Genomic DNA, 24719 nt, shown 5'->3' on the forward strand with positions numbered 1-24719 from the left:
CAAGCGCCACCCCCTAAACTACACTCGCATCGGCATCAGCACATATAGCGCGGGGCTGCCTTCGTCCTTGCGGATCAGCGTCGGGGCTCCGGCATCGGCGAAGTGCATTTCCACGGTGTCGCTGTCGATCTGGTGGAGGATGTCCTTCAGGTAACCGGCGTTGAAGCCGATTTCCATGACGTCGGAGCCATACTGGCCGGGAACTTCCTCGGTCGCATTGCCGTTGTCCGGGCTGGTGACGCTGAGAGTGACCTTGTCGCCCTCCAGCCCCATTTTCACTGCGCGGGTCTTCTCTGTCGCGATGGTGGCCACGCGGTCGACGCCAGCGAAAAGCGACTTGGGATCGACTTTCAGCAGCTTGTCGTTACCCGTTGGAATGACGCGGGAATAGTCCGGGAACGTGCCGTCGATCAGCTTGCTGGTGAGGACGACCCCGCCCTCCCCGCCCAGGGTAAAGCGGATCTTCGACGGGCTGAGATCGACCTGGACGTTACCCTCCATGGCCTCCTCCAGCAGCTTGCGCAGTTCGCCCACGGCCTTTCGCGGCACGATGACGTCGGGCATGCCTTCGGCACCGGCAGGACGCGACAGGGTATAGCGCGCCAGGCGGTGGCCATCGGTAGCCGCAGCCTTGAGGACGCCACCATCCTCGTCCGCGACGTGGAAGAAAATGCCGTTGAGATAGTACCGCGTCTCCTCGGTGGAGATAGCGAAGCGCGTGCGGTCGATCAGTTCGGCCAGCGTGGCTGCCGGCATTTCGAAACTGGTCGGCAGGTCGCCTTCCACGATCACCGGAAAATCGTCGCGCGGCAGGGTTGGCAGCGAGAAACGGCTGCGCCCGGCCTTCACCGTCATGCGGTTTTCCGCGGTTTCGAGCGAGACTTCGCTGCCATCGGGCAGCTTGCGCGCAATATCGAACAGCAGGTGCGCCGAAACGGTAATCGCGCCCCCGCTGGAAACGCTGTTTGCTTCCAGGCTCTCGATCACCTGCAAGTCGAGGTCGGTCGCCATAACCTTCACATGGCCGCCCTCGTCCGCCTCGATCAGAACGTTCGAGAGGATGGGGATGGTGTTCCGCCGCTCCACCACGGACTGCACGTGAGAGAGACAACGCAGCAGCTTCGCGCGTTCGATGGTGGCCTTCATCGCAGATCTTTCCTCAAACTCTGACGCTGCGTGGCCGGGACAAGCCCGGATTCGCATGGCTGCGCCGGTAAAATTGCTCGTTCATCCTTAGCGCAGGCATAGGCTCGGGCAAGGATTCGCGGGCGCCATGGCGGATTCCTTGGGGAAAACTACCCCAGCATCGCCATGCCGCCGTTCACGTGCAGCACCTGTCCCGTCACGTAGCCCGCTTCCTTCGAAGCGAGGTAAGCCACGGCAGCGCCGATATCGTCGCCCTCGCCCATCTTGGCCATCGGGATGCGGCCGTTGATCGCGTCCTTCTGCTTGTCGTCCAGCGCGTCGGTCATGGCTGACCGGATGAAGCCGGGCGCAACGCAGTTTACGGTGATGCCGCGGGTCGCCAGTTCCTGCGCCAGGCTGCGGCTCATACCCACGACACCGGCCTTTGCCGCGCAATAGTTCATCTGCCCCGGATTGCCCGTTGCTCCTACCACGCTGGTAATGTTGACGATCCGGCCAAAGCGGGCCTTCATCATCGGGCGGGCGCTGGCGCGCATCAGGCGGAAGGTGGATTCAAGGTTGATCCTGATCACCTCGTCCCACTCTTCGTCCTTCATTCGCATGGCCAGATTGTCGCGGGTGATGCCAGCATTGTTCACCAGGATATCGACCTTGCCCAGCGTATCGAGAGCAGCGGGCACGAGCTCTTCCACCTGCGTGGCATTCGACAGGTTGCAGGTGATCTCCACGTGCCCGTCGTTGTCGTGGTGGGGAACCTCGGTGTTCAGCTGCTCGCGGAACGCGCGCAACTTGTCACCATTCGAACCGGACAGTGCGAGGCGCGCACCCTGGCGCGCCAGTGCGTAGGCGATGGCAGAACCGATGCCACCGCTGGCACCGGTCACGAGAGCGGTCATTCCCTTGAGGTCGAACATCGTCAGACTTCCTTTGCCAATGCTTCGATATCTTCCATGCTCACCACACTGGTGACCGTGACGTCGGGCGCGATCTTGCGGATCATCGGGCCCAGCACCTTGCCGCCCAGTTCGATGAAATGGGTGACGCCGGCCGCTTCCATGGCCAGTACGCTTTCGCGCCAGCGCACGCGGCCGGTGATCTGTTCCACCAGCAGGTCCTTCTCGGTAGCGGCATCGGTCACTTCGGCTGCGGTCACGTTGGCGTAAAGCGGCAGGCGGAATGCCGTGGGCGGCGTATCCTTCAGCGCAAACTTCATGCGCTGGGCGGCAGGTTGCATCAGCGAGCAATGGAAGGGCGCAGAAACCGGGAGCTTCACGGCGCGCTTGATGCCGTGTTCCTTGGCCAGTTCCACGGCGCGGTCGATCGCTTGCATGTGGCCGGAAAGGACAACCTGCGTGGGATCGTTGTCATTGGCGACTTCGCATACCTGCCCCTCGGCAGCAGCCTCCGCCAAAGCCTGCGCTTTCTCGAGATCCGCCCCCAGCAGCGCGCACATTGCGCCAAGGCCGATGGGAACGGCATCCTGCATGGCGATGCCGCGGGTACGCAGCAGCCGGGCGGTGTCGGACAGGGTAAAGGCCCCGACCGAAGCCAGCGCCGAATATTCGCCCAGCGAATGCCCGGCAACGCAGTCGCCCTTTTCCGTCAGCGAGAAACCCCCGTCTTCCAGCACGCGCGCGACCGCGATGGCGTTGGCCATGATGGCGGGCTGCGCGTTGGCAGTCATGGTCAGTTCGGATTCGGGCCCCTCGGCCATCAGGCGCGCCAGTTTCTGGTTCAGCGCGTCGTCGACCTCCTGGAATACCTCGCGCGCGACACTGCTGGCCTCGGCAAGCTCTACGCCCATGCCGATCTTCTGGCTCCCCTGGCCGGGGAAAACGAATGCAATCATGTTAATTCCTTTCTTGCGCGCGGGCCTATGCCCCGGCGGCGCTTCGCGCAACACCGAAGGGCACGATAGCGTTTGCCGCATCGTGACCGATATCGGCGCGGCCCAGGTAGGGAATGCCCGTTCGCTCGCACCAGTATTGCGCGATCTGCACCTCGGTCATGCCGAAATCACGGTCGTTTTCCGGCACGTCGCTGATGCGTCCCAAGCGCAGGCCTGCCACGCCGCGAAGATGCTGGGTGATGTGGAAGAACAGCCGGTCCACCGCATAAAGATGCTCGGCCACTTCCTCCACCAGCACGACGTGGCCGGTGAGGTCGGGCATCAGTTCGGTGCCGCACAGCATTGCCAGCGTCATCAGATTGAAGGCGGCCACAGGCCGTTCGTCCAGCCCGGCCTCCAGTGGCACGGTTTCGCCGGAAAGGTAGCGGAGCACGCGGCGCACGGCATCTTCCCCGCCCTCGCGGCGGATGTCTCCCGCGAGCGGGCCGTGTACCGGCTTGCCGATACCGGCACGGTAAAGCGCCGCCAGCAATGTGCCCGCATCGGAATAGCCGAGGTAAGTCTTCTCACGCGCTGCCTGCGTCAGTCCGGCCATGGCAGGTGCCGCGATGCGCCCCGCGCCATAGCCGCCCATGGCGAACCACACGGCATCGATGTCGGGATCGTTGGCAGCGGCCAGGAAGGCGTCGAGCCGCTGCGCATCGTCACCCGCGAAATGCCCCTGTTCTTCAAAGCACTGTTCGGCGAAATTGAGGGCGACGTGCGGAAACTCCGCTGCTGCCAGCGCCTGTACGGCCTCGGCCCTCGCCCGGCGGATCGGCTTGCCCGGACAGACACAGGTTATGCGCGTGGTCATCCTCTTCGCCTAGCCTGACTGGAAACGCGCGTCACCCCTTCCGCAGCGCGCATTCATGGCATTTCCGCAGCATTTCATAAAACGCACTTTCGCTACCCCCGGCAACCTGTCTAGGAGTGGGCCAATGAACGAGCATTCCCCTCCCCCGTCCTATTTCTTCTGCGGTATTGGCGGATCGGGCATGCTGCCCCTTGCGCAGATCGTCAAAGGCCTTGGCGCCGAAGTCGGCGGATCGGATCGCAGCCACGACCAAGGGCGCACGCCGGAGAAGTTCGCCTGGCTGGAACGCCAGGGCTTCAGGCTCTTTCCGCAGGACGGCAGCGGACTGACAAGCGGAGAGCAGGTGCTGGTGGCCAGCGCCGCGATAGAGGATACCGTGCCCGAGGTTATCCGCGCGCGATCCCTGGGCTGCCCGCGCCTGACCCGTGCCGAACTGCTGTCGAAGCTGTTCAACGCAGCGCCGGTATCGCTCGCTGTGGGCGGTACCAGTGGCAAGTCCACCACCACCGCCATGCTGGGATGGATTCTGGAACATACCGGCCGGTCACCCACCATCATGAACGGCGCGGTGATGAAGAACTTCACGGCACCGGATAATCCGTTCGCCAGCGCAGTTGTCGGCCGCAGCGATGTTTTTGTCAGCGAGGTGGACGAGAGCGATGGGTCCATTGCCCTCTACAATCCCACCGTTGCCGTGCTGCTGAACATCAGCCTCGACCACAAGAGCATGGAGGAACTGCGACACCTGTTCGGCGACTTCCTGCGCCGGGCCGACAAGGCCGTGGTCAATCTGGATGACGACGACGCCGAATTCCTTGCGCGCAAGTGCAAGAATGTCCTCTCCTTCGCCATCGACAACCGGGAGGCCACGCTGGGGATCGAACCGGGCACGATCCAGGAAAGCGAGACGCAGACGGAAGCCATCCTTGTCGACCGGCGCGAGGACGTGGGGCATTCGTTGCGCCTACCCATGCCCGGGCGGCACAATCTCCAAAATGCCCTCGCGGCCATCGCGGCAGCCGTGGCGGTTGGCATTTCCGTGCACGACGCGGCAATCGCGCTTACCAAGTTCAGTGGCCTCGCGCGCCGTTTCGACGTCATCGGCACGAGCGAGAGCGGCGTGACCGTGATCGACGATTTTGGTCATAACCCGGAAAAGGCGCGAGCTACCCTTCGCACGCTGAAGGCGCAGGAAGGGCGCGTCATCGCCTTCTTTCAGCCCCACGGATACGGCCCTCTTCGGCAAATGGGCACCGAACTTGCGGAGACCTTCGCCGAGGAACTTGGGCCGGACGATATCGCGATCATGTGCGAGCCAGTCTATTTCGGCGGCACGGTGGATCGCAGCGAGGGCAGTGAGCGGATCGTCACGCTGATCAACGAGGCAGGTGGGAACGCAGAATACATCGCAACGCGCGAGGACTGCGGTGATCGCATCGTTGAATTGGCACGGCCGGGTGACCGCGTGGCAGTGATGGGCGCACGCGACGACACGCTGACCACATTCGCGCAGGGCCTGCTCAAGCGTCTGTGAGTACTTACGCCAAGTCGTGGATCACATCATTGCTGCTCACGGCCACCTTTGCCGTGCTGCTATGGTCCTTCATCGAACCGCTTCCGCTGCCCGTAACTCCCGAAGTTGGCCGTGCGATCGCCTTCGGGTTGGTTATCGTTGTCGGCGTTCTGGCCAGCAAATTTCCCAAGTGCCAGCATTGCCTGCATCCAGTGAACGAGCCCGAGTACGGGTCAGGCTTCAGCATTTTCATGTTCCGCCCATCCCGGCCCAGGCGAACGTGCGGATATTGCGGGACGAACCTCTTGCACACCCCGCAGCCCGACTAAGTCTTTTGCAACGATTGTAGGGCATGGTCCCTGTTTCGCAACCAATCGAACGAAGAGCACGGGCCTGAAAATGCAGAAGAATTATCGCCAAAGCGGCGTCGGCATGCTGGATGCGGCACCCGGCACCTACATGGTCCACGCCTACTTCGATGACAATCAGGTCGATCTGGTGAAGTGTACCGTGATCGGCTGGCAGGTTATGCAGGACAGGCACCTGACGCCCCTGGTGCTGGATCCGCGCGCAGTGGACGAGGACGGGTGGGTCATCATCCACCCCGACGGCCGCGTGGAGGCCGAGGACGGGCGCAACTGGCCCACGCAGGAAGCCTGGTTACAGGACGAGCGTCAGCTGCGGCGCAGTGCGGCCTGATCGCCTAGTGCGCTTCGGCCCCGCCGCCGATGCCCAGCACCTTGTGCAGCACAAAGACGATTACCGCTCCCAGCACCAGTCCGGTCACGGCTGAAAGCCCGGCAAAGGTAAGCCAGCCGAACAGGCCACCGGCGATAGCGGACACGCCGTGCTCGATCCCTTCGACCCAGTGCTCAGGCCCGGAAATGCCGATTTCTGCCAGCCCGTGCAGGATGATCCCGCCGCCGACCCACAGCATGGCAATCGTGCCGACGAAGGAAAGCAAGGTCAGCAGGTGGGGCATGGCGCGCACCAGCAGCTCGCCGAACTTGCGCCCGGCGCTGGTCGCGCCTTCCTTGGCAAGGTGGAGACCGACATCGTCCATCTTCACGATCATGCCGACCACGCCATAGACGCCGACCGTAACCGCCACGCCGACGATGGCCAGCACTCCGGCGCGGGTAATCAGATCTTCGGCGGCAACTTCGTTCAGTGTGATCGCCATGATTTCCGCAGACAGGATCAGGTCGGTACGTATGGCACCGGCAACCCGCTGTTTCTCGAACGCGGCGGGATCTTCGATTGTGTCGTCCACTGTCTTGCCGTGCTTCGCACCGCCCAGCTTCTCGATAACCTTCTCCGCGCCTTCGTACGAGAGGTAGGAACCGCCGAGCATCAGGATGAACACGATCGCCTGCGGCAGGAATTCGCTGAGCAGCAGCGCGCCCGGCAACAGGATAACCAGCTTGTTGAACAAGCTGCCCTTGGTGATTTTCCAGATGATCGGCAGTTCGCGCGCTGGCGACAGGCCGGTGACGTAGCTGGGCGTCACCGCCGCATCGTCGATCACCACGCCTGCTGTCTTGGACCCTGCGCGTCCCGCGGCAGCGGCAATGTCGTCCACACTGGCAGAGGCGGTGCGGGCGATGATCGATACGTCGTCAAGCAGGGCTACAAGGCCACCGGGCATCAGTTACGCTCCTGTGCTGGAATGGGTCCGAACGTCCACTGCGTTTGATTCCCACGGGATGCCACTACAAGCCTGTGCGTGCGCGGGAGTTCCGAGAAGGCGAGATAGGCATTGACCGGATCGTCGTCCGAGAACTGGCAGAGCAGGCGTTCGCTACCGTTGAAATAGAAGTCTCGCGTTGACGAGCCGAAGTACTGGAAATGCTGATCGTCGTCCGGCGCGGACTCGCAAGTTTCGATCAGAGCGCGCCATTCGTCGCGGTCGGCCTGCTTCATGTCGGACAAGGCAAAACTCAAGCTGGAAGAGACGCCGTTATCGGTGTTCCTTTCGAACACGTTCGAAAACAATGCGAACGCAGCTACAGCGCCAACTATGGCAAGGGCCCATTTCATTTCCATCCCCGTTCCTTAACCCCCGATCTGCCTGCCGCAACCCTGTATCCACGCTTGCATTCTGCGCCAGTCCCGCTATGTGCGCGCCTTCCGCAGTATCACGGGCAAGAGTGCCTTTACGCGGAAAATCGAAGAAAGCCGGAGGGACGCGTACGGAATTCGCCGTGCCAATGTCAGCGATCGGCATGAAGTGAAAGGAAGCACGCATGGCTCAGTATGAGCATGTTTTCCTCGCGCGTCAGGACTTGAGCCAGGCTCAGGTTGATGCGCTTGCTGCCAGCGCCACGGAAATCGTGGAAGCGCAGGGCGGCAAGGTCGTGAAGACCGAGACCTGGGGCCTGAAGTCCCTCGCATACAAGATCGACCGCAACCGCAAGGCGCATTTCGTGATGCTCAACATCGAGGGCCCCGGCTCTCTGGTGGCCGAGCTCGAGCGCCAGAACCGCATCAACGAAGATGTGATCCGCTGGCTGACGATCGCCGTGGAAGAGCATGAAGACGGCCCGTCTGTCATGATGCGCAAGAACGACCGCGACAAGAAGCGCCGTTCCGACCGTGAGGAGCGTAACTGATGGCCCGTCCGTTCTACCGTCGTCGCAAGTCCTGCCCGTTCGCGGCCAAGGACGCCCCCGCAATCGATTACAAGGACGTGCGCCTGCTGCAGGGTTTCATGTCCGAGCGTGGCAAGATCGTGCCCAGCCGCATCACCGCCGTTTCTGCCAAGAAGCAGCGTGAGCTGGCCAAGGCCATCAAGCGCGCCCGTCACCTGGGCCTGCTGCCCTACATCGTTAAGTAAGAGGAGCATACATCATGGATATCATCCTCCTCGAACGCATCGGCAATCTCGGCCAGATCGGTGACATCGTCTCCGTGAAGGACGGCTATGCCCGCAACTTCCTGCTGCCGCAGAAGAAGGCCCTTCGCGCCAACGATGCGAACAAGAAGGTCTTCGAAGCCAACCGGGAACGCCTGGAAGCCGAGAACGCCGAAAAGCGTACCGAAGCCGAAAAGCAGGGCGAAAAGGTCGAAGGCACCGAGATCGTCCTGATCCGCGCCGCGTCCAACGCTGGCCAGCTCTATGGCTCCGTCAACGTGCGTGACGTTGCTGCCGGTCTCGTGGCCAAGGGTCACGACATCGACAAGAAGCAGGTCATCATGGGCGCGCCGATCAAGACCATCGGCATGTTCGACGTGACCATCGCGCTGCACGCCGAAGTCGAAGTGACGATCAAGGCGAACGTGGCCCGCTCCGAAGACGAAGCCGAACTGCAGAGCCAAGGCGTCGACATCCTCAAGCAGGCTGCCGAAGACGAAGCCAAGGCAATTGCCGGTGAAGGCTTCCAGGAAGAACTCGACCCCGACCGCGAACTGGGCGACCTGCCCAGCGCCGAAGAAGGTGCCGAAGTCCTCGCCGAAGACGCGCAGGCTGAAGAAGCCGAAGAAGGCGACGAGAACGCCTGAGGCCTTCCGGTCTGACAGAACAAGGGGCGCTGCCAGCGATGGCGGCGCCCTTTTTCTTTGTCAGCAGTCTCCGCGTTCCAGGATCAGTCTCCGATAGTGCTCTTCCAGGGTGTCCTCGCCGAATTCGGGCGTGGCCTCGGCGTCGTACTCACCCGTTGCCGGATTTAGCACCAGCATCGATTCGGTCGCGTAGTAGCGGCCTATCCGGGCATACTCCGCCTTCTCCGATGCGCGTTTCGAGAACCGCGCAGCGCTATCGAGCAGCGCGATAATGCGATCCATCGACGCGACGGAAACGTGACGGAAACGCGCCTCCTTCCCGGCCAGGCGGAACAGCATCTCACCTTGTTCACGCGGCGTGATCGCCGGTCCCGGTCCTCCGATAGGCAGGATACGATCACGCTTGCCGGGGTCGGACAGGGCCGAAACGATGTAGCGGGCAAGGTCGGCGTCGCTGATGGGCTTGCAGCGGGTCAGCTCCCCGTCGCCGAACAGCATGAACGGCTTGCCGCGCATGACCCTGTCGACCTGCCCCGAAAGCGACTTGAAGAAGGCCGTGGGGCGGATGATCGTCCAGGTCACGCCCGACGCCTGCAATTCCTTCTCGAACGCCAGCTTGGCGTGCTGGAACGCCAGCCTGGGCTTCTGCACGCATATGGCGGAGAGCAGGACCATGTGCGGCACGACGTTCGCCATTGCCGTTTTCAGAATGTCGAAATTGGCCTGGTAATCGATCGCCTTCGCATCCGCTGGCACGCCGCTGCGCGAGGCGAGGCAGGAAATCACCGCGTCGAAAGGCTCCCCGGCAAAGGCATCGCGCATGATGGAGGCGGGATCGGTGACTTCGCCGAAACGGCACGCCACCCCCGCCTGCACCAATTCGCCCGTTTCCGCGTCAGCGGCCCGTTCATGGCGCAGGAAAGAGGTGACGACGTGCCCATCGGCAAGCAGCGCGCGGGCAACGGCGCGACCTATCGTGCCGCTCGCCCCGAACAGCAGGACGCGCTTGCCCTCGCTTGCCGTCAATCCTGCCGTCAATCCAGCACCGCCAGCCCGTCTCCGCCCGGTCCGGTGGGCAGGCGGCGCAGCACTTCGCCGCTGGCGAAGTCGATTTCCGCAATCGTGTCCGTCGCGGTTTCGGCCGCGTAGAGGCGTCCCCCGTCCTCACTGAACACCAGCGTCACCTGCACTGCGTCGCTGCTGCCAGAGACGGGAATGGTACGCACGACTTCGTTCGTGGCCGTGTCGATCACGGTAAGATCACCGCTGCCGAAGTTGCTGCTGACGACGAAATCGCCTGACGGGTGCATGGCAAGGCGAATGGGTACCTCGCCAGTCGGCACTTCGGCTTTCACCTCCAGCGTCGTCGGATCGAGACGATAAGCCATATTGTCCTCGTTGGAGGAGACCCACAGGCTGCTGGCATCCGGCGCAAGGGCAATCGCCTCTATCGCATTGCCGATGCGGGCGCGGGCCAGTTCGCGGATCGCGCCGGGCGTTATATCCCACAGAACGACTTCGCCTGACGGTATCAAAGTGCCCCAGGCCCGGTTGGCCGCGACGTCCACGACAAGCAGGTGCGGGCCGTATTCACCGCTGTCATGCTCGAACGTGCCCATCAACCGCCCGCCGACATCGAGCAGTTGCACGATGGAGCCGCGCCCCTCCGCCCCTGCCAGCACGCGGTCATTCGCCAGCCACAGGGCGACATGCGCACGGGCCCCTTCGCCAAGGTCGAGGACTTCGACGGGCGCAAGGTCCGCCGTGGAGTAGACTTCTGCCGAATGGCCCGAATAGCAGGCGACGACCAATCGCTCCCCGTCGGGCGAAATCGAAAGCTCGTGCGGGTTCTCGCAGGTGTCCACCCGCTGCAGCTCCTCGCCATTGGCAAGGTCGATGCGCGAGACGCTGGCCCCGCGCTTGTTGGCAACGAACAGTGTGCCCTGGCTGCTGTACTCGAACATCACCGGGCCGGGAATCTCGGCATCGGACGTGGCACTGCACCCCGATGACAGCAGCAGGGCTGCGGCAACTGTCGCGGTTCTCATCGCGTTCTCTCCAAAGGCAAGGCAATCAGCCTAGCGCGCGACGCGAGAATTACCAGTTTGCGAGATCGGGTTTGCGAGCCCGGCTTGGAGGGGGGCTCAGGAAAGGAATTCCAAAATGGCGCGGCCCATGTCCTTCTTGGTGACCGAACCCATGTGGTTGCCGGGCACGACGGCCAGCGTCGCATCGGGCAGCGCATCGCGCAGTTTCTCGGGAGAGCCGTTGTCACGGTCATCATCGCCGATCAGCACCAGCGTGGGCATGGTGATCTTCGCCAGGTCGTCCATCGCGATATCTTCCACGCCCTGCGTCAGCAGCAGGCGGGCGGCGACGGGGTCGATGCCCTGCCCTTTCATAAAGCTCTTGGCCATGAAAGCAGGATCGCCGCGCTCGATGCTATCGAACCGGTCGATCATGTCGACGAAGAAGGCGCTGCGTTCCTGCCAGTTCGACAGTCCCTCTATGCCCATGCCGCCCAGCACTAGCCGGCGCGGCGAAAGCCCTGCGATTACTGCGCTGGCAGCCGTGCGAGCGCCCAGCGAGAAGCCGACGAGGTCGTAGTCGTCCAGTCCCAGCACCTCCACGATCTGCAACGCATCGCGCACCAGCACGCCGGGCGAATACAGCGCGGGGTCAGTCGGGCCTTCGCTGTCGCCGTGCACCCGCCAGTCGGGCATGATGCATTCGAAACCATGCTCCGCCAACAGGGCGGCGTGGCCGAATTTCACCCAGTTCATCTGAGCGCTGGAAAACAGGCCGTGCAGCATCAGCACGGTGCGGTTCCCTCCGGCGGCAGGCCCCATGCGTTTGAGCGCAATCCTCGTGCCATCGGCGGCGGTCATGATATCGGTCGTCACATTCATATGGCTCGCCTGACAGGGGCCGCGCCTTTGCGCAAGACCCGCAAAACCCGTTGCGATACAAAACGCATCGACCTATGTGACGCGTCGAACCCACGTGAGTGAATGCCGATGGCGCAAGCCGATCCCTCTATTTCCGACCCGAACGACCAAGAAATTCCCGTGCAAGACCAGGGCAAGACCCCTCGGCGTCGCCGCTGGGGGCGTGTGCTGCTCATGGCCATCGTGCCTATTGCACTGGTGGCGGGCGGCATCTTCTACTGGCTGAGCCTGCAGGGAAAGGTATCGACCGACAATGCCTATGTGAAGCAGGACATGGTCGCTATCAGTGCGGAAGTGGGCGGACGCATCGTGGACGTGATGGTGGCAGAGGGTGATCGTGTCGAGCCCGGGGAACTGCTGTTCCGTCTCGATCCGGAACCCTACCGCCTGCAACTGTCCGAAGCCGACGCCGCGATCGCGGGTGCTCAGGCCAATGTCACTTCCCTGGAAAACGACAGTGCCCTGACGGGTGTCGATATCGCCGCCGCGCGAGAGGATATCGCATTCGCACGCAGCAAGCTGGAACGGCAGCAGGCGCTGTGGGACCGCGGTTTCACCACGCGCGCCGATTACGATGCTGCCCAGCACGCGGTCGCGCAGGCCGAGGAACAACTGCACCAGGCGCAGGCGCGGCAGGCGGAAGCGAGGGCACGATTGGCCCATGGCTCTGCGTTGCCGGGCCAGAATCCGCAGGTCGCAGCCGCAGAGGTGCGCCGCGAGAATGCCCGGTTGAACCTGCGCCGCACGGAAGTGCACGCTCCATCCGCCGGTCGCGTGGCCCAGGCGGAGCGTTTGCAGATGGGGGGCCAGGTCCTGCCCAACCTGCCGGTGCTGACGCTGGTGCAGGTTGACAGCACATATGTGGAGGCGAACTTCAAGGAAACCGAGCTTGCGGAAATGCGCCCCGGCCAGCGGGCGGAGGTGCGTTTCGATGCCTACCCCGACATGGTCGTGCGCGGTCACGTGGCTTTCATCGGCGCGGGTACCGGTTCCGAATTCTCGATCCTGCCGGCGCAAAATGCCACCGGCAACTGGGTAAAGGTGACGCAGCGCGTGCCGGTGCGCATCGCGCTTGACGAAGAGGCGCCGCGCGATCTCATCGCAGGGCTTTCCACGGAAGTCACCGTCTTCACAGACGAAGGCAAGTAAGCCGGTGGCAAGCGCAGCGGGCCAGGAACCGGACGCCGCCAGCGCCGGGCGCTCCGCCTCCGCTGCGACGCCGGCCGAGGACGTGGCCCAGCTGCCGGTCCGCAATCACGCCCTGCTGATCATCGGGGTCATGACTGCATCGCTGATGCAGGTCCTTGACGTTACCATCGCCAATGTCGCCATCCCGCACATGCAGGCCACGCTGGGCGCGACGCCCGATACCATCAGCTGGGTGTTGACGAGTTACATTATCGCCAGTGCCGTGGCGATGCCGATCACCGGCTGGCTGGCAGACCAGATCGGTTCACGGCGCCTGTTCGTGCTCTCGGTGTCGCTGTTCGTAATTGCTTCGATCCTTTGCGGACTGGCGCAGAATCTCACCGAAATGGTCCTGTTCCGTGCGCTGCAGGGCGTTGGCGGCGCCTTCATCGCTCCGCTCAGCCAGAGCAACCTGCTCGACACGACCCGGCCCAGCCGCCAGCCTCAGATCATCGCGCTGTGGGGCATGGGAGTGATCATCGGCCCGATCATCGGCCCGGTGCTGGGCGGCTACCTTACCGAAATGCTGGACTGGCGCTGGGTCTTCTTCGTCAACGTACCCATCGGCATCGTGTGCCTGGCGATCCTTCTGGTCGAACTGCCCTCCCGCCCGTTGCGGCATCGCCGCTTCGATCTGTTCGGGTTCGCGATGATCGGGCTGGCACTGGCCGCGCTGCAACTGCTGCTGGATCGCGGGAACATGCTCGACTGGTTCAGCGCGGTGGAGACCTGGATCTATGCCGTGATTTTCGGCAGCTGCGTGTGGATCGCGGCGATTCATTTCACCACCGCGCGCAACCCGCTGTTCGACCGGCACCTGTTTGCCGATATCAATTTCGTTGTATCGGTGATCTTCCTGTTAATCGTGGGTGCAACCATGTTCGCCACGCTCGCGCTGCTGCCGCCGATGCTGCAAAGCCTGTTCTCGTACGACGTCATCGATACCGGGCTTGTGCTGATGCCGCGCGGGGTCGGTGTGCTGGTGACGATGCAACTTTCCGCACAGTTGCTGCGGCGGGGCGTCGATGGAAGATGGCTCGTCGCCCTGGGGTTCCTGACCGCCGCTTGGTCACTTTACCTGATGGCCGGATGGTCGCTCGACGTGGATCGCTTTCACTTCATCTACACGGGCTTCCTGCAAGGCCTGGGTATCGGGTTTGTCTTCATCCCGCTCAACTCCATCGCGTTCCAGACGCTGGAGCCGCACCTTCGCACGGACGGGGCCAGCCTGCTGAACCTTTCGCGCTCTGTCGGATCATCGCTGGGCATTTCGGCGGTCATCACGCTGGCGAGCAACAACACCCAGCGCCACCACGCGGAACTGGCCGAGCATATCACGCCGGAAATGGGCCACCTCGTCGATCCGTCCTCGCTCGATCGCTATCAGCAATATGGTGATGCTGCTCTTGCGGTGGTCAATGGAGAGGTGACCCGGCAAGCGGCCATGATGGCCTATCTCGACGATTTCCGGATAATGGCGCTGCTGTGCCTGGCCAGCGTGCCGCTCGTGCTGCTGCTCAGAAAACCGCGCGGCACCTAACGCGCGATGCAGTTCTCGCCCGCCCACAGCGCGCGGACGGTGGCATCGTCACCCTCGCCGCTGAACAGGCCCGCGATATCCGGCCCCTCGCCCGCACCGATCACGAATTCCTCGCCCAAGGTGCTCTCTTCGACCATCGAAATGTTCGCGTCTGCCAGCATTTCGCCGCGCGTGGTTTCCGGCACATAGGGGCTTTCCGCGTAATAACCCACGAACTGGCCGTCGCGGAAGGTTAGGTTCAGCCCTTCGTAGCGAGTGAAGGTAAGGCCGCAGTCGTCAGGCTCGGCGCTTTCGTCGATCGCCCGGCCCACGACGTTGCCCAGCGTCGCCTCTGTCGGCGCGCGGGCTGATCCGAACGGCACGGCCAGTTCCTCGAACCCGGACTGTGCGGGGATCACGATGCCGGTGCCCTGCAGGTCCAGCATGGCATTCGCCATGGCTTCCGCCAGTTCTGCATCCTCGGCAGTGGTGCCCTGCCCGTCTTCCCCCGGCGCATCTCCGCCGCAGGCAGCGAGCATGAAAGGCAGGGCTATCAGGGCAATGGACAGGCGACCTTGGGGCATCGGAATTATCCCTTCTTCAGGTGCCGACGACCGAGAAGCTCGGCGATCTGCACGGCGTTCAATGCCGCACCCTTACGCAAATTGTCGCTGACGCACCACAGGATCAGGCCGTTGTCGACAGTCGAATCCTCGCGCACGCGGCTGATGTAGGTGGCGCTGTCGCCGGCAGCTTCCACCGGGGTCACGTATCCACCGTCCTCGCGCTTGTCGACCAGCATGATGCCCGGCGCCTCGCGCAGGATATCCTGGGCTTCGGTGGCCGAAATCTCGTTCTCGAACTCGATGCTGACCGCTTCGGAGTGGCCCACGAAAACCGGAACGCGCACGCAGGTGGCGGCAATCTTCACCTTGGGGTCGAGAATCTTCTTGGTTTCGACCACCATCTTCCACTCCTCCTTGGTGGAACCGTCATCCATGAACACGTCGATGTGCGGGATGACGTTGAAGGCGATCTGCTTGGTGAACTTGCGCGGCTCCACCTGGTCGCCAACGAAGATGGCGCGGCTCTGTTCGAACAGCTCGTCCATGCCCTGCTTGCCGGCGCCGGAAACCGACTGGTAGGTGGAGACGACCACGCGCTTTATCTTGGCGGCATCGTGCAGCGGCTTCAGCGCCACCACCAGCTGCGCCGTGGAGCAGTTGGGGTTGGCGATGATGTTCTTCTTCTTGTAGCCGTCGATGGCGTCTGGGTTCACTTCGGGCACGATCAGCGGCACGTCCGGGTCCATGCGGAACAGGCTGGAATTGTCGATCACCACGCAGCCCGCAGCCGCGGCCTTGGGCGCATATTCCTTGGTCGGTCCGCTGCCGCATGCGAACAGGGCGATGTCCCAGCCGGTGAAGTCGAAATGCTCGATATTCTTGCACTTCAGCATCTTGCCGGTGTCGCCCAGCTCAATCTCGCTGCCGGTAGAACGCGAGGAGGCGACAGCCGCCACCTCGTCCATCGGAAACTCGCGCTCGGCCAGAATGGCGAGCATCTCGCGCCCGACATTTCCCGTCGCTCCGACTACGGCAACCCGATAACCCATCTCATCTCACTCCAATAACAGTCGCGCGCTAGCTAGCGTTCCTTTTCGCGCATGCAACCGTAATTGCGGTTTCAGCCGATACCGGCTTTCAGGCGCTGCTCGCTAAACCAGACCGAGGAGGTGTGCGGCGAGCACGAAGAACGCCGCAAACCCGCCAACCATGCCGGGCGCGGTAATCCACTTGCGCCCCACGCCCTCGCGCCAGGCCATCGCGTTCAGGGTGGCGAACACCAGCAGGAAGACGAGGCTGGCGCCGCTCACCAGCCCGTCCAGCCCGCCCACCAGCGCCAGCAGCAGGGCCAGCGCGGCGATCACGGTCACGGCGAGCGCGGGCGATCCCCCCGCATTGCGCTTGGCAAAGCGCTGCGGCAGATCGCCGTCCTCGGCCACTTCGCGCGCCAGCCGGGCGGAGGAGAACAATGTCGCGTTGATGGCGGATCCGGTGGAGAGCGCGGCCGCCAGCGTCACCAGCAGCAAGCCGGGCGTGCCCAGCGCCGCCTGCCCTGCATTGGCAAGCGCGATCTCGCCATCCTCGATCACCGCCTGTGTGCCAGTCAGCATCGGAACGGCCAGCGCCACCAGCACATATATCAGCGCGGCGCTGCCAATCGCCCATGGCATGATCCGCCCCATCAGGGCCTTGCGGTCCTCCATCTCGTCATAGTCGTAAGCGAGCAATTCGAAGCCTTCGTAAGCCATGAATACGCTAGCCGCCCCCACGATCACGCCCATCAGGCCGGGGGAGGTATCGATGGCAAGCTTTGCTTCGTCGAACTGTGACAGGCCGAACGCGGCAAGCCCCGCAAGGATCACCAGCTTGGCGACGACAATGGCGATTTCCACGCCTGCCGCCTGTCCTGCCCCGCGCAGGTTGAGCGCTGCCATTACTATGATCGCCAACGCAGCCATCGCCTGTGGCAACCACGCAGGTCCGCCAAGCGCGTTGCCCACGTAGGCGCCGAAGGTGTAGGCATAGACCGCGCAGGTGAGCACGTAGCCAAGCAACAGCACCCACGCCGACACTCTCGCCACCTTGCCTGCACCTGCATCGCGCAGGAAGCTGTAGATGCCGCCCGGCTCGTCCTTCTCCACCGTCAGCGCGGCAAGGCTGTGGCCGGTCGCATATGCCACCAGACCGCCCAGCACGAAACTGAGCGCGGCCCACTTCCCGGCAGAGGAGATGACGACCCCCAGCGTCGAAAATATGCCGCCGCCCACCATGCCGCCAACGGCGATGGCCCAAACCGCGGCGAAGCCCAGCTTGCCTTCTTTCACATGCCCATTCCTGTTCATCTTTTGGCAGGATAAAGCGCGTTTCGCTTTCGCCCGTCAAACTCCGCGCGCCGGTGCGCTGTGCTTAACTTCGGGATGTCGCCACACACGATAAAGGGCCGACGTTCACCTTCTGAGAAGCCGCCCCTTGTCGTTTAGCGATACACTCAACTGACCCACCCGATCTCGACATAGCGGGCGCTTGCCGGAACATCGGCAAACCCCTGCGACACCGTGATGCTCGCTCCGGCCTCGATCCGGCGCCGTGGCGGGGAGATGATCGCTTCGTAAACAGTGCGCTCCTGCTCGTCTCTCAGCACGATCAACAGGTCGGGCACGACCACTTCCTGTGCGCTGTCGTTGCGGATGGTGCCGGACAAGCCGAAATATTCCGTGCCGTCGGGCATGGTGCGCCGTTGCTGCTGCTCCGGCGGAAACTCCATCACGAGACCGTCGACCTTCGGAACGAGCAGCGTGGCGCCGGATGGGCTGGCGACGAGGGCCAGCATTATTGCGAGCATGGAGAGGCGCAGCGCAGCGAACATTGCCAACTCTCTCACGCCCGCAGGCCGCGCGCAAACGAAAAGGGCGGCCATTCGCAGGCCGCCCTTTGTTTGTTCCGGATCAGCGCGAAGCTTACTTCGGCTGGTTCTCGCGACGTTCGGCGATACGAGCGCGCTTGCCGGTGCGGCCGCGCAGGTAATACAGCTTCGCACGACGCACGATGCCGCGGCGAACCACGGTGATGCTGTCGATGTTGGGCGAGTACAGCGGGAACACGCGTTCCACGCCTTCGCCGAAGCTGATCTTGCGAACGGTGAAATTCGAATTGATGGAGCGGTTCGAGCGCGCGATCACGACGCCTTCGAAGTTCTGCACACGCGTGCGCTGGCCTTCGACAACGCGCACACCGACGCGAACCGTATCACCGGCGCGGAAATCGGGGATCTCCTTGCCATCGGTGAGGCCCTGGATTGCTTCGGCCTCAAGTTCCTGGATCAGACCCATTGGTCGTTCCTTTACAGTTTTCATGCTGCTCGCCAGAGGCAGGCTGGACCGGAGTGCCACTATGGCGCTCCCATAAATCCGGCCTGCGTAACCGTGTATCGTCTTCCGCGCGGGCTTTCCTCCACGCGGCTATCTTCGCATGATCCCCCGATCGCAGCACTTCAGGGATCGTGCGCCCTTCCCATTCAGCAGGTCGGGTGTACTGCGGGTATTCGAGCAAACCGTCCTCGAACGATTCCTCGTGCCCGCTAGAAGCCGCGCCCATTACGCCGGGAAGCAGGCGAATGCAAGCGTCGAGTATGGCCAGCGCGGCAGGTTCTCCGCCCGAAAGCACGATGTCGGCAAGGCTCACCTGCTCGATCTGCGGTCGCGCCTCGAAAAAACGCTCGTCGAACCCCTCGAACCGGCCACAGATGAAGGTGACACCCGGCCCTGCCGCAATCTCGCGGATGCGCGCCTGATTGATCGGCTTGCCGCGCGGCGTCATGGCGAGGACCGGTCGGCTGTCCGCCACGCTATCGAGCGCACTCGCGAGCACATCGGGCTTCAGCACCATGCCCGCCCCGCCCCCTGCGGGCGTATCGTCCACCGTGCGATGCTTGTCGGTGGCGAAGTCGCGGATCTGCACGGTCTCGCACGACCAGTCGCCCCGCTCCATCGCCCGCCCCGCCAGCGACAGGCCAAGCGGACCGGGAAACATCTCCGGGTAAAGCGTGAGGACCGTGGCGGCGAAGGTCATTCCGAGCGGTTCTTCGCCCGGTTGCGCGCATAGGCGTCGCCCAGCAGGCCCACGCCGAAGCCTGTAACAGCGGTCAGCACACCGATAACGTAGAACGCCATCGCCCAGAGGGGGGCCATGTTCTCGCAAGGCTCGGTGGTACAGCTCATGTCCTGCGTGAAGGTGATCCACAGCGCATAGGCGAAGCACGGCAGGCTAACGGGCAGCGCAGCTATGGCGGCGTTCTTCAGGCTGCGGCTTTCGGGATGATGGTGGGCGAGCACGTACCCAATGGGAAACGGCACCAGCACGACGGCAAGGAATATCAGAAACTGGGAGGTCATGGGGCCAGCGTTAGGCAGGAAAGCACCGGCGCGCAATTCGATTGATGCCCCGTGCCTAGCGGGACTTAACCCCCGCAGCCGCCGCAGCCTCCACCGCCGCAGCCGCCGTCGCCTCCTCCATCAGAGCCACCGCCATCGGCACCAGCGCCGGAGTTCTGCTGCCGCATGGCATGAAGCGGGGCGTAGGGTGTTCCCACCAGGATCCCGGTGCCGAACAGGCTGACGGCCAGCCCAGTCTCGCCTGGGGTCGTGGCGCTGCGGAGGCGCTGGGCATCGCCCTGCGCGCGCGAAAGCACGTCCTCTCCAGCCCGGGTGCGCGGATTGAACTTTGCCATCCTGATGATGCCCAGCACCGCGACAAGGATCATCATCATCGTGAGGTAGCCCCCGGGCTCCCCCTCCGCAGAGCCAGCCTGCCAGCGGAATATGCCCAGCAGGAGCAGGAAAGCATAGGGCAGCGTTGGTATGAGGCGGAAGGCCAACCGCTCGTTCGGCGGTATCAGCAGGCCCTTGTGTACCAGCGACCTCTCGGCAGCTTCGGCGTGGCCATCGAGGCTGCTTTTTGCGGCATTCCAGCTGATGTCACCCACAACGCGCAGCAGGGCCTGCTCGGCGCGGATCTGACCTTGCGCATGAACGGATTTGATGATCCGCTTCTTCTCCACGCGCAGATCGCGCCTGCCGAACAGCGCGGCCACGACACTTTCGGCAAAACGCGGCTGGCCACCGGCAAGAAAGGCGAGAAGTTCCGGATCCTCGACCTTGGCAAGCTTGCCGTCGGGACGCAGGAATGCCGGGATCCACAATCCCGCAAACACCGCTGCAACAATCAGCAGGCCATAGAACAGCAGGAAGTCCGCCCCGCTGTAACTGGAAAAGCCAATCTCCACGCGCCTACCCTTCCCATGCGACGCCTAATGCCACGCCAATACCCAGAACCACTGCGATCAATGCCGTCAGGCTGACGATACCAACCACATCTTTCAGGAATATAACCTGCGATGGAAAGACACGGAAGGCCCGCGGATGCTCCCCGAACCGGTCCGCCGCGGGTGACCAGATATCGGGCGGCGGCGCTTCGCCAAAAGCCTCCTGGTAGCTTTTCAGCGTCTCGGCATACTGATCATAGTAACGCGCCCGCTCGGCCTGCCCGCCGGCCGTGGGCCCGTGATGTAGCGGCGCGCCCAGCACATCGGGGCAGAAGCGTTGCCAGTAATCGCGCGTGTAGGTGAGATGCAGGTGCCATGTCTGGTCCACCTGGTCCGACGGGGTGACTTCGTGCCCTGCCGTCATGGCGAGAAAGCAGAAGCGGTAGTATTCGCGGATCACGCGTTTTGCGTAAGCGGGCGACCAGCGGTTTTCCCTCGCCAGGCGATCGCGGAAGGAAAGGACGGCGGTATCCGGTCCTATCGAATAGGTGAACAGCCGCGCCCGCAGCGCGTCGTGCTCAACCTTCTGCGATGTGAGTGCATCCATGGCCCGAGATTATCAGGCACATTTTACGAATTCCACTCCGTCGCCTTCGATTGTTGCACCTCCAACATCCACTGGGTCATAGCGCGCATCGGTGGCGGGACGCAGCACGGCCAGGGAATCCGGGCCCCGGCTTTCCAGAGGCATGTCCGGCAGCGGATCGTCCCAGTCGATGACAGGATAGTTGCCCAGCACGACGCGGCCCGTCTCGGGCGTGCCGTTCACGCTGGCTTCGATCACCAGTGTTTCGCCGGGGCTGGAGGTGATCTGGAAATCGGGACGGTCGCAGTCGGCGTCTACACCCTTCGCCGCCCAGCTGCCGGTGACGTAGTCGCGGTTAAGTGCAACGCCTCCCGCGCGTGCGGGATCGCGGTCGCGGGCCGGGGGCTGCATCGGGGCGATGCTTTCGGGGATGATCGTGCCCTCCCCTTCCATGCAGAAGCTGGCATCCGCCTGTTCGCCAACGAGCTCCACGTAATCGCCAACGCTCACGTTTTCGGCTTCGCCCGATATGGACCAGCGCTCCCCATCGGGCGTCACCAGCACCATGCATTCCGTGCCTTCTTCCAATCGCCCCTCCAGCGCAACGAAGCCGGGCTGGCCAGCGGGACGCGTGGCGGCGGGATCGGAGCCTTGCGATGGTGTGGGTGCCTCGCCCCCGCCACCAGAGCAGGCGGCCAGGACAATCATGGGGACGATGGCAGCGGTGCTGGCAAAGATTTTCCTCATGCAGGACTCAACATCCGCAGGCGGAAGAGTTCCCGATTAGCCCTCGATGAGTTCCGGCTCGTCGTTCCCCAATTGCGGAGCCTCGTCCTTGCCACGCCCCAGCCGGGTGGTGGCCCACCAGGCGGGCGGCAGGCAGCAGACGGAAAGGATCACGAGAGTAAGCAGCACGAGCGCCACCACGCTGAGCAGGAATTCATCGTCCGCGACCTCTGCCTCGAGGAAGAACCCGCCGAAGGCGAGGCTCATCGGCAAGAAAGTGGCAATGCCGGCAGCCCAGATAATGCGCGCCCGTTCTGCCATGCGCGGAAACAGCAGGTGCATCCCCAAGGCAAGACCGCCGGACATGCCCGCGATCAGGAAAATGGTGAGCAATACCCACAAGAGCCACATGGTGTTCTATCCTCAAACTTGCGTCCCGCCAGGTGTGTTAGCGAAGCAAGACGCTTGCCGCAAGGCCGAGAGATTTCCAGTGGCTTATTGATCAGCGAACGCGTCGGTGACGGTGAGGGTCGCATCGTCCCAGCCGGGCACGGCCTCTACGCGCATGGGGACCATGAAAGTCTTGCCGGCCTTGCCGTCTTCACCGGGCCGGCGGATTTCCACCACGTCGCCTGCGCCGAAATTCTGTACGTCGATCACTTCGCCCAGCGCTTCTCCGCTGGTCGATACGGCGTTCAGGCCGATCAGGTCGGTATGGTAGTACTCACCCTCTTCCAGCGCGGGAAGGGTTTCGCGCGGAACGGTGAGCGGGGTGCCGCGCAGTTTCTCTGCGGCGGTACGGTTCTCGACTTCGGCGAAGCGGGCGATGGCGCCGCCCTTGTTGTCGTCGCGAACCTTGGTCAGCGTCAGGGCACCGTCGTTGAAGGACTTGTGCCCTTTCAGCGAGGCGAACCCTTCGCCAAACAGTTTCAGGCGGACCTCGCCCGTCACGCCGTGCGCGCCGATGACAGCAGCAAGCGTGACGGGCTTGGAACCGGCCAAGATCAGCCTTCCGACTTCTCTTCGGCAGCTTCCTCTGCGGGAGCATCTTCCTTGGCTTCTTCAGCGGTATCCGCAGCTTCGGCAGCAGCACCTTCATCGGCGGCAGCTTCTTCAGCGGGTGCTTCTTCCTCAGCCGGAGCTTCGGCAGCAGCCTTGGCTTCTTCTTCGGCGGCCTTCTTGGCTTCTTCGGCTTCAGCAGCCTTGGTGGCCTTTTCCTCGGCGCGTTCCTTGGCAGCTTCGCCGGGCTCGCCCTTCTTGGGGTTGTTCTTCGGAGCACGCTCCAGGATGCCGGCAGCATCGAGGAAACGGTGCACGCGGTCGCTCGGCTGGGCGCCGACGCTCAGCCAGTAACGCACGCGGTCCTCGATCAGCTTCACGCGATCTTCGGAATCCTTGGGCAGCATCGGGTTGTAGGTGCCCAGCTGCTCCAGGTACTTGCCGTCACGCGCACGGCGGCTGTCAGCAGCCACGATGCGGTAGTACGGACGCTTCTTGGCGCCGCCACGGGCGAGACGAAGTGAAATTGCCATTGTAACTTACCTTTCCAGTCCAAATCTTTGGATAAACTTATTTCTTCTTGAGAAAATCCTGCATTTCGGGGGGCAGTTGCCCGCCGGGTAATCCGGGCATTCCGCCGCCGGGAAGGCCCGGCGCACCGCTGGGCGAACCGCCGCCAATTCCGCCGCCACCGAACATCGCGGCAAGGCCCTTCAGCCCGCCCATCTTGCGGATCTGCTTCATGGCGCGGCCCATCTCCTGATGCATCTTGAGGATCTTGTTGACCTCCTGCACCGAGGTACCGCTGCCCGCCGCCACGCGCTTCTTGCGCTTGGCGTTCAGCAGCGCCGGGTTCGCACGTTCCTTGGCGGTCATGGAGCCGATGATGGCATCCATGTGCACCAGAACCTTGTCGTCCATGTCGGCATTGGCCATCGCGGCCTTCGCCTTCTTCATACCCGGCATCATGCCCGCCAGCATGCCGAGGCCGCCCATGTTCTGCATCTGCTGCAACTGCTTGCGAAGGTCGTTCAGGTCGAACTTGCCCTTCATCATGCGGTTGGCGAGTTCCTCGGCCTCTTCCGCCTTGATGCTCTCGGCGGCCTTCTCGACCAGGCTGACAACGTCGCCCATGCCGAGGATGCGGTCGGCGACGCGCGAGGGGTGGAACCGCTCGATCGCGTCAAGCTTCTCGCCGGTACCGGCAAACTTGATCGGCTTGCCCGTGACAGCGCGCATCGAAAGCGCCGCACCGCCGCGCGCGTCGCCATCCATGCGGGTCAGCACCACGCCAGTGAGAGGGACTTCGTCGGTAAAGCTCTGCGCAACGTTGACCGCGTCCTGACCGGTCAGCGCATCCACCACCAGCAGCACTTCGGCAGGGGTGGAAACGCTGGCGACGGCCTTCATTTCGGCCATCAGGGCTTCGTCGACATGCAGGCGACCCGCAGTATCGAGCAGCAAGACATCGACGTTCTGCAGCTTCGCGCTTTCCAGCGCGCGCTTGGCGATATCCACCGGCTGCTGGCCGGGCACGATCGGCAAGGTGGCGACACCGGCCTGTTCGCCCAGCACGGCCAGCTGTTCCTGCGCGGCAGGACGATTGACGTCGAGCGAGGCCATCATGGCCTTCTTGCCCTGCTTTTCCTTCAGCAGCTTCGCGATCTTGGCAGTGCTGGTGGTTTTACCGGAGCCCTGCAGGCCGACCATCATCACCACGGCGGGCGGACGAACGTCGAGATTGATGGGCGATGCTTCGCCCGCGTTCGCGTCCTCGCCGCCGAGCATGGTGATCAGCTCGTCGTTGACGATCTTGATGACCTGCTGGCCGGGGGTGACCGACTTCAGGACTTCCTGGCCGATGGCACGTTCGGTGACACGGGCAATGAAATCGCGCGCAACTGGCAGCGCCACGTCGGCTTCGAGCAGTGCGATGCGCACCTCGCGCATGGCATCGCGCACATCCTTCTCGCCCAGCGCCCCGCGACCGCGTAGGCGGTCGAAGACATTGTTCAGGCGATCGGACAGCGTATCGAACATGCGCTACTTCAACTCCATTGCG

Annotated in this window: 30 protein-coding genes; 7 read left to right on the forward strand and 23 right to left on the reverse strand. The window is 63.4% G+C overall.

The window, feature by feature from the left end; genetic code table 11:
* Window positions 1-18: 18 nt before the first annotated feature.
* The 4 genes from dnaN to D2V07_RS02040 all read right to left on the reverse strand — a co-directional run bounded on the left by dnaN (window position 19) and on the right by D2V07_RS02040 (window position 3851).
* Complete coding sequence (gene dnaN / locus D2V07_RS02025; protein WP_119584333.1) at window positions 19-1146, reverse strand: DNA polymerase III subunit beta; 1128 nt, start codon at window positions 1144-1146, stop codon at window positions 19-21.
* 149 nt (window positions 1147-1295) lie between these two features.
* A complete protein-coding gene (gene fabG, locus D2V07_RS02030) occupies window positions 1296-2060 on the reverse strand; it encodes a 3-oxoacyl-[acyl-carrier-protein] reductase (RefSeq protein WP_119584334.1) in 765 nt (254 codons plus the stop codon).
* A gap of 2 nt (window positions 2061-2062) precedes the next feature.
* Window positions 2063-2995: an ACP S-malonyltransferase gene (gene fabD / locus D2V07_RS02035; protein WP_119584844.1), complete on the reverse strand. Its 933-nt coding sequence runs from the start codon at window positions 2993-2995 to the stop codon at window positions 2063-2065.
* Window positions 2996-3020: 25 nt separating this feature from the next.
* Window positions 3021-3851, reverse strand: a complete 831-nt coding sequence (locus tag D2V07_RS02040) for an LD-carboxypeptidase (protein WP_119584335.1) — start codon at window positions 3849-3851, stop codon at window positions 3021-3023.
* Between the two features lie 124 nt (window positions 3852-3975).
* Between D2V07_RS02040 and D2V07_RS02045 the strand changes: the two genes are divergently transcribed.
* Window positions 3976-5385, forward strand: a complete 1410-nt coding sequence (locus D2V07_RS02045) for a Mur ligase family protein (RefSeq protein WP_119584336.1) — start codon at window positions 3976-3978, stop codon at window positions 5383-5385.
* A gap of 378 nt (window positions 5386-5763) precedes the next feature.
* Window positions 5764-6063 (forward strand): hypothetical protein, encoded by a 300-nt coding sequence (locus D2V07_RS02055; RefSeq protein WP_119584338.1) that lies wholly within the window; start codon window positions 5764-5766, stop codon window positions 6061-6063.
* 4 nt (window positions 6064-6067) lie between these two features.
* Here D2V07_RS02055 and D2V07_RS02060 read toward each other — a convergent pair whose 3' ends face one another.
* Both D2V07_RS02060 and D2V07_RS02065 read right to left on the reverse strand, forming a co-directional pair.
* On the reverse strand, window positions 6068-7012 hold the full coding sequence (locus D2V07_RS02060) for a DUF808 domain-containing protein (RefSeq protein WP_119584339.1): 945 nt from the start codon (window positions 7010-7012) through the stop codon (window positions 6068-6070).
* The gene (locus tag D2V07_RS02065) at window positions 7012-7410 is read right to left on the reverse strand and encodes a hypothetical protein (RefSeq protein ID WP_119584340.1); all 399 of its coding nucleotides are present in this window, start codon (window positions 7408-7410) and stop codon (window positions 7012-7014) included. Before D2V07_RS02065 ends, D2V07_RS02060 begins: the two co-directional genes overlap by 1 nt.
* A 200-nt stretch (window positions 7411-7610) precedes the next feature.
* Here D2V07_RS02065 and rpsF point away from each other — a divergent pair, with 200 nt between their 5' ends.
* Genes rpsF through rplI form a run of 3 tightly spaced genes read left to right on the forward strand, consistent with a single transcriptional unit; the run spans window position 7611 to window position 8865 of the window.
* Window positions 7611-7976, forward strand: a complete 366-nt coding sequence (rpsF, locus tag D2V07_RS02070) for a 30S ribosomal protein S6 (protein ID WP_119584341.1) — start codon at window positions 7611-7613, stop codon at window positions 7974-7976.
* Entirely contained in the window at window positions 7976-8200 is a 225-nt protein-coding gene (gene rpsR, locus D2V07_RS02075) for a 30S ribosomal protein S18 (RefSeq protein ID WP_119584342.1), read from the forward strand. Before rpsF ends, rpsR begins: the two co-directional genes overlap by 1 nt.
* Before the next feature lie 14 nt (window positions 8201-8214).
* Entirely contained in the window at window positions 8215-8865 is a 651-nt protein-coding gene (gene rplI / locus D2V07_RS02080; protein ID WP_119584343.1) for a 50S ribosomal protein L9, read from the forward strand.
* Window positions 8866-8925: 60 nt separating this feature from the next.
* Here rplI and D2V07_RS02085 read toward each other — a convergent pair whose 3' ends face one another.
* The 3 genes from D2V07_RS02085 to D2V07_RS02095 all read right to left on the reverse strand — a co-directional run bounded on the left by D2V07_RS02085 (window position 8926) and on the right by D2V07_RS02095 (window position 11774).
* A complete protein-coding gene (locus D2V07_RS02085) occupies window positions 8926-9903 on the reverse strand; it encodes an NAD(P)H-binding protein (protein ID WP_199698711.1) in 978 nt (325 codons plus the stop codon).
* Window positions 9900-10913 (reverse strand): YncE family protein, encoded by a 1014-nt coding sequence (locus D2V07_RS02090; protein ID WP_119584344.1) that lies wholly within the window; start codon window positions 10911-10913, stop codon window positions 9900-9902. Before D2V07_RS02090 ends, D2V07_RS02085 begins: the two co-directional genes overlap by 4 nt.
* A 96-nt stretch (window positions 10914-11009) precedes the next feature.
* Complete coding sequence (locus tag D2V07_RS02095; RefSeq protein ID WP_119584345.1) at window positions 11010-11774, reverse strand: alpha/beta fold hydrolase; 765 nt, start codon at window positions 11772-11774, stop codon at window positions 11010-11012.
* 102 nt (window positions 11775-11876) lie between these two features.
* Between D2V07_RS02095 and D2V07_RS02100 the strand changes: the two genes are divergently transcribed.
* Both D2V07_RS02100 and D2V07_RS02105 read left to right on the forward strand, forming a co-directional pair.
* A complete protein-coding gene (locus D2V07_RS02100) occupies window positions 11877-12962 on the forward strand; it encodes an HlyD family secretion protein (protein ID WP_233548200.1) in 1086 nt (361 codons plus the stop codon).
* A gap of 4 nt (window positions 12963-12966) precedes the next feature.
* A complete protein-coding gene (locus tag D2V07_RS02105; RefSeq protein ID WP_119584347.1) occupies window positions 12967-14541 on the forward strand; it encodes an MDR family MFS transporter in 1575 nt (524 codons plus the stop codon).
* Here D2V07_RS02105 and D2V07_RS02110 read toward each other — a convergent pair.
* The 14 genes from D2V07_RS02110 to ffh all read right to left on the reverse strand — a co-directional run bounded on the left by D2V07_RS02110 (window position 14538) and on the right by ffh (window position 24697).
* Window positions 14538-15104 carry a hypothetical protein gene (locus D2V07_RS02110; protein ID WP_119584348.1) on the reverse strand — a complete coding sequence of 189 codons (567 nt, stop codon included), beginning with the start codon at window positions 15102-15104 and terminating at the stop codon, window positions 14538-14540. The genes D2V07_RS02105 and D2V07_RS02110 overlap by 4 nt on opposite strands.
* A 5-nt stretch (window positions 15105-15109) precedes the next feature.
* Window positions 15110-16135, reverse strand: coding sequence for an aspartate-semialdehyde dehydrogenase (locus D2V07_RS02115; RefSeq protein ID WP_119584349.1), 1026 nt, complete (start codon window positions 16133-16135; stop codon window positions 15110-15112).
* 102 nt (window positions 16136-16237) lie between these two features.
* A complete protein-coding gene (locus tag D2V07_RS02120) occupies window positions 16238-17410 on the reverse strand; it encodes an APC family permease (RefSeq protein WP_233548201.1) in 1173 nt (390 codons plus the stop codon).
* A gap of 164 nt (window positions 17411-17574) precedes the next feature.
* Entirely contained in the window at window positions 17575-17967 is a 393-nt protein-coding gene (locus D2V07_RS02125; RefSeq protein WP_158586747.1) for a hypothetical protein, read from the reverse strand.
* A 76-nt stretch (window positions 17968-18043) separates the two neighbouring features.
* Entirely contained in the window at window positions 18044-18415 is a 372-nt protein-coding gene (gene rplS / locus D2V07_RS02130) for a 50S ribosomal protein L19 (RefSeq protein ID WP_119584352.1), read from the reverse strand.
* A complete protein-coding gene (gene trmD / locus D2V07_RS02135; RefSeq protein WP_119584353.1) occupies window positions 18393-19154 on the reverse strand; it encodes a tRNA (guanosine(37)-N1)-methyltransferase TrmD in 762 nt (253 codons plus the stop codon). The genes rplS and trmD overlap by 23 nt, the downstream gene beginning before the upstream one ends.
* Complete coding sequence (locus tag D2V07_RS02140; RefSeq protein WP_119584354.1) at window positions 19151-19477, reverse strand: hypothetical protein; 327 nt, start codon at window positions 19475-19477, stop codon at window positions 19151-19153. The genes trmD and D2V07_RS02140 overlap by 4 nt, the downstream gene beginning before the upstream one ends.
* Window positions 19478-19542: 65 nt before the next feature.
* Complete coding sequence (locus tag D2V07_RS18500; RefSeq protein WP_158586748.1) at window positions 19543-20367, reverse strand: TIGR04222 domain-containing membrane protein; 825 nt, start codon at window positions 20365-20367, stop codon at window positions 19543-19545.
* A 4-nt stretch (window positions 20368-20371) separates the two neighbouring features.
* Window positions 20372-20953: a glycine-rich domain-containing protein gene (locus D2V07_RS02150; RefSeq protein WP_119584355.1), complete on the reverse strand. Its 582-nt coding sequence runs from the start codon at window positions 20951-20953 to the stop codon at window positions 20372-20374.
* A gap of 12 nt (window positions 20954-20965) precedes the next feature.
* Complete coding sequence (locus tag D2V07_RS02155; RefSeq protein ID WP_119584356.1) at window positions 20966-21679, reverse strand: DUF5818 domain-containing protein; 714 nt, start codon at window positions 21677-21679, stop codon at window positions 20966-20968.
* A 36-nt stretch (window positions 21680-21715) separates the two neighbouring features.
* Complete coding sequence (locus D2V07_RS02160; protein WP_119584357.1) at window positions 21716-22069, reverse strand: hypothetical protein; 354 nt, start codon at window positions 22067-22069, stop codon at window positions 21716-21718.
* An 84-nt stretch (window positions 22070-22153) separates the two neighbouring features.
* Window positions 22154-22660 carry a ribosome maturation factor RimM gene (rimM, locus tag D2V07_RS02165; protein WP_119584358.1) on the reverse strand — a complete coding sequence of 169 codons (507 nt, stop codon included), beginning with the start codon at window positions 22658-22660 and terminating at the stop codon, window positions 22154-22156.
* Window positions 22661-22662: 2 nt separating this feature from the next.
* Complete coding sequence (gene rpsP, locus D2V07_RS02170; protein WP_119584359.1) at window positions 22663-23190, reverse strand: 30S ribosomal protein S16; 528 nt, start codon at window positions 23188-23190, stop codon at window positions 22663-22665.
* Window positions 23191-23227: 37 nt separating this feature from the next.
* Window positions 23228-24697, reverse strand: a complete 1470-nt coding sequence (gene ffh, locus D2V07_RS02175) for a signal recognition particle protein (RefSeq protein ID WP_119584360.1) — start codon at window positions 24695-24697, stop codon at window positions 23228-23230.
* Window positions 24698-24719: the final 22 nt, after the last annotated feature.

The sequence above is a fragment of the Aurantiacibacter zhengii genome, assembly GCF_003584125.1.
GTDB classification, from domain to species: Bacteria; Pseudomonadota; Alphaproteobacteria; order Sphingomonadales; family Sphingomonadaceae; genus Alteraurantiacibacter; species Alteraurantiacibacter zhengii.

What these genes read in the sequence shown, in the direction of transcription:
- dnaN (WP_119584333.1), bottom strand. Translation starts at nt 1,146, where the DNA reads ATGAAGGCCACCATCGAACGCGCGAAGCTGCTGCGTTGTCTCTCTCAC.
- fabG (WP_119584334.1), bottom strand. Translation starts at nt 2,060, where the DNA reads ATGTTCGACCTCAAGGGAATGACCGCTCTCGTGACCGGTGCCAGCGGT.
- fabD (WP_119584844.1), bottom strand. Translation starts at nt 2,995, where the DNA reads ATGATTGCATTCGTTTTCCCCGGCCAGGGGAGCCAGAAGATCGGCATG.
- D2V07_RS02040 (WP_119584335.1), bottom strand. Translation starts at nt 3,851, where the DNA reads ATGACCACGCGCATAACCTGTGTCTGTCCGGGCAAGCCGATCCGCCGG.
- D2V07_RS02045 (WP_119584336.1), top strand. Translation starts at nt 3,976, where the DNA reads ATGAACGAGCATTCCCCTCCCCCGTCCTATTTCTTCTGCGGTATTGGC.
- D2V07_RS02055 (WP_119584338.1), top strand. Translation starts at nt 5,764, where the DNA reads ATGCAGAAGAATTATCGCCAAAGCGGCGTCGGCATGCTGGATGCGGCA.
- D2V07_RS02060 (WP_119584339.1), bottom strand. Translation starts at nt 7,012, where the DNA reads ATGCCCGGTGGCCTTGTAGCCCTGCTTGACGACGTATCGATCATCGCC.
- D2V07_RS02065 (WP_119584340.1), bottom strand. Translation starts at nt 7,410, where the DNA reads ATGGAAATGAAATGGGCCCTTGCCATAGTTGGCGCTGTAGCTGCGTTC.
- rpsF (WP_119584341.1), top strand. Translation starts at nt 7,611, where the DNA reads ATGGCTCAGTATGAGCATGTTTTCCTCGCGCGTCAGGACTTGAGCCAG.
- rpsR (WP_119584342.1), top strand. Translation starts at nt 7,976, where the DNA reads ATGGCCCGTCCGTTCTACCGTCGTCGCAAGTCCTGCCCGTTCGCGGCC.
- rplI (WP_119584343.1), top strand. Translation starts at nt 8,215, where the DNA reads ATGGATATCATCCTCCTCGAACGCATCGGCAATCTCGGCCAGATCGGT.
- D2V07_RS02090 (WP_119584344.1), bottom strand. Translation starts at nt 10,913, where the DNA reads ATGAGAACCGCGACAGTTGCCGCAGCCCTGCTGCTGTCATCGGGGTGC.
- D2V07_RS02095 (WP_119584345.1), bottom strand. Translation starts at nt 11,774, where the DNA reads ATGAATGTGACGACCGATATCATGACCGCCGCCGATGGCACGAGGATT.
- D2V07_RS02100 (WP_233548200.1), top strand. Translation starts at nt 11,877, where the DNA reads ATGCCGATGGCGCAAGCCGATCCCTCTATTTCCGACCCGAACGACCAA.
- D2V07_RS02110 (WP_119584348.1), bottom strand. Translation starts at nt 15,104, where the DNA reads ATGCCCCAAGGTCGCCTGTCCATTGCCCTGATAGCCCTGCCTTTCATG.
- D2V07_RS02115 (WP_119584349.1), bottom strand. Translation starts at nt 16,135, where the DNA reads ATGGGTTATCGGGTTGCCGTAGTCGGAGCGACGGGAAATGTCGGGCGC.
- rplS (WP_119584352.1), bottom strand. Translation starts at nt 18,415, where the DNA reads ATGGGTCTGATCCAGGAACTTGAGGCCGAAGCAATCCAGGGCCTCACC.
- trmD (WP_119584353.1), bottom strand. Translation starts at nt 19,154, where the DNA reads ATGACCTTCGCCGCCACGGTCCTCACGCTTTACCCGGAGATGTTTCCC.
- D2V07_RS02140 (WP_119584354.1), bottom strand. Translation starts at nt 19,477, where the DNA reads ATGACCTCCCAGTTTCTGATATTCCTTGCCGTCGTGCTGGTGCCGTTT.
- D2V07_RS02150 (WP_119584355.1), bottom strand. Translation starts at nt 20,953, where the DNA reads ATGGATGCACTCACATCGCAGAAGGTTGAGCACGACGCGCTGCGGGCG.
- D2V07_RS02155 (WP_119584356.1), bottom strand. Translation starts at nt 21,679, where the DNA reads ATGAGGAAAATCTTTGCCAGCACCGCTGCCATCGTCCCCATGATTGTC.
- D2V07_RS02160 (WP_119584357.1), bottom strand. Translation starts at nt 22,069, where the DNA reads ATGTGGCTCTTGTGGGTATTGCTCACCATTTTCCTGATCGCGGGCATG.
- rpsP (WP_119584359.1), bottom strand. Translation starts at nt 23,190, where the DNA reads ATGGCAATTTCACTTCGTCTCGCCCGTGGCGGCGCCAAGAAGCGTCCG.
- ffh (WP_119584360.1), bottom strand. Translation starts at nt 24,697, where the DNA reads ATGTTCGATACGCTGTCCGATCGCCTGAACAATGTCTTCGACCGCCTA.